The organism is Micromonospora sp. WMMD736 (genome assembly GCF_049179015.1).
GTDB lineage: Bacteria > Actinomycetota > Actinomycetes > Mycobacteriales > Micromonosporaceae > Micromonospora.
In genome coordinates this window covers 1-2,434 of record NZ_JBMHMI010000023.1, presented here as the reverse complement: position 1 = coordinate 2,434, position 2,434 = coordinate 1, and the positions used below count along the sequence as shown (strand labels likewise).

The following is a 2,434-nucleotide window of genomic DNA, read 5'->3' as shown; positions in this document are numbered from 1 at the left end:
GCCTTTGGTAGCTGATCCTCGTCGAGGCCGGTGGCCTTGTCGGTGAACTGCTCGGCGGCTTTCACCGCGCTCAGGGAGTGGGTTTGGTCGCGCTCGGTGCTGGCGCCGAGCATCTTCCAGAACTTGCTGCTCAAGCGGCCCGGTTTGCCGCTGGACGTCTTTGGCACATGTTCACGGTACGCGGCCCCTCAGTTTCGGCGAGCGTGCGTGTCTGTCGGCCGACACACCGCTATCGGGCAGCAGTCCGCGCACCCTCGTCGCCGAACGCGATGCGCACCATGTCGGTCACCGGCTCGAACCCGATCCGCTGGTAGATGGCGTTGGAGGTCGGGTTGGCCAGGTCGGTGAACAGCACCACGTCCGCGGCGCCCATCCGCTGGGCCAGCCGCGCAGCGGCGGCGGTGACGGCCGAGCCGTAGCCGTGGCCGCGCCGCTCGCGTGGCGTGAAGACCGGCCCGATCCGCGCCACCCCCGCGACGGGAGCCCGCACCATCGCCAGGCTGACCGGCCTCGCGCCGACGACCCACACCACGAACCGGTCGCCGAGTTCGGCCGCCGCCGCCATCAGCCGCGCTGAGGCGGCCGGATTGGACGGCTCGCCGAACGCCTCCTGGTGGAACAGGTCGAGCCAGTCGACGACGACCGGCGCATGTGCGGCCGGGTCGCCGGGCGCCCCTGCCATGCCTGCCGGGTCGCGCAGCGTGCCCAGCCGGTACAGGCGCTCTTCGTCGATCACCGTTGCTGTGCGTCCGGTGGCAGGGCACCACTTGTCGGCAAAGGCGGTGGCGGTGTCACGCAGTCCGCGGAGACCGCTCAACCCGGGCTGTAGGCGGGCGAGTTTGGTGACGACGGCGTCCAGGGCAGCCAGCGGAATCGCGGTGCACGCCAACGGAAACAGCGGCGTCTGCTGGGCCGCTCCGATGGTCTGGCCGCCGTCGGTCACAGTCAGCATCACGCTGCCGGCCGGCAGGGTGCGCAGCGCCGTCAGTTCGGTGGTGTGCAGCACCGGGTCGCGGCGATACCACGGTTCGGCGACCGCGCGGAACTCGCCGACGGAGAGGTGTAGCCGCGCGTCCACCTGTTTAGGTTGGGTGCCGACGTCGCACGTGTCCACCGAATTTCGCAGCACTCGTATGCGACGAGCGTGCGCAGATGTCGGTGACTCCCCGGCGCGTCGCGCGGCAGACACGCACTGTCGCCGAAACCCCGGCACACCTACACGCACCTTTCGCCTAGCGCCCGCGCTCGGCACCGGCCGTCGCGGTAGTTTGCCGGAATGGAGATGTTCACTCCCACCCTGGACTGGGGCAACGAGTTGTGGACCTCGGTGGTGTGGATCGCCCGCGCCTGGGTGATCGCGGCGGTGGTCACCATGGTGGTCTTGGTGCTGCTGGCTCGCTACACCGTCTGGGGCAGGCAGTTCTGGCGTATCACCGGCGACTATTTCAAGGGGCCGGACAGCGTCAAGATCTGGCTGTGGTTGGCCGCGCTCTTGCTGTCGGTGGTGGCCGGCGTTCGGCTGACCGTGCTGTTCAGCTTTCAGGGCAACGACATGATGACCAGCTTCCAGGTGGTCGCCGCCGGCCTGGGCACCGGCGACGAAGCGGTGAAGAATTCGGGCAAGGACGGGTTCTGGCTGTCGATGCTCGTCTTCGCCATCCTGGCGGTGCTGCACGTCGCGCGGATCATGCTCGACTTGTTCATGGCGCAGCGGTTCATGCTGGCCTGGCGCGCCTGGCTGACCGAACGGCTGACCCGCGACTGGCTCACCGGAAAGGCGTACTACCGGGGCCGGTTCATCGACGAATCGATCGACAACCCTGATCAGCGCATCCAGCTCGACATCGACATCTTCACCACCGGCGTCAGTGGACTTCCGAACGTGCCGGGCAACACCTCGAGGGCCACGCTGCTGTTCGGCGCGATCTCGGCGATCATCTCGATGATCTCGTTCACCGCGATCCTGTGGAACCTCTCCGGCCCGCTCACCCTGCCCATCATCGGGACGCTGCCCAGGGCGATGTTCTGGATTCTGCTGGTTTATGTGGTCTTCGCGACGATCGTCGCGTTCTGGATCGGCCGACCGATCATCTGGCTGGCCTTCAAGAACGAGAAGTTCAACGCCGCGTTCCGCTATGCGCTGGTGCGATTGCGTGACGCGTCGGAGGCGGTCGCCTTCTACCGCGGCGAGCTCGCCGAACGCATCGGGCTGCGGCGGTCCTTCTCGCGGATCGTCACCAACTACAAGCACTACATCAACCGGATGATGGGCTTCTACGGTTGGAACCTGTCGATGGATCAGATCATCGTGGTCCCGCCGTATCTTTTGCAGTTCCCGCGGTTCTTCAGCGGCGAGATCACGCTGGGCGCGATGAGCCAGTCGGCGTCGGCGTTCGGCAATATCGAGCAAGGGCTGTCCTTCTTCCGCACCGTG

Annotated in this window: 2 protein-coding genes; one reads left to right on the top strand and one right to left on the bottom strand. The window is 66.9% G+C overall.

The window, feature by feature from the left end; all coding sequences use genetic code 11:
• Positions 1-229: 229 nt before the first annotated feature.
• The gene (locus ACN269_RS32840) at positions 230-1,114 is read right to left on the bottom strand and encodes a GNAT family N-acetyltransferase (protein ID WP_421476940.1); all 885 of its coding nucleotides are present in this window, start codon (positions 1,112-1,114) and stop codon (positions 230-232) included.
• 216 nt (positions 1,115-1,330) lie between these two features.
• Here ACN269_RS32840 and ACN269_RS32835 point away from each other — a divergent pair.
• A partial coding sequence (locus ACN269_RS32835; protein ID WP_421476938.1) for an SbmA/BacA-like family transporter occupies positions 1,331-2,434 on the top strand: 1,104 nt, incomplete at its 3' end.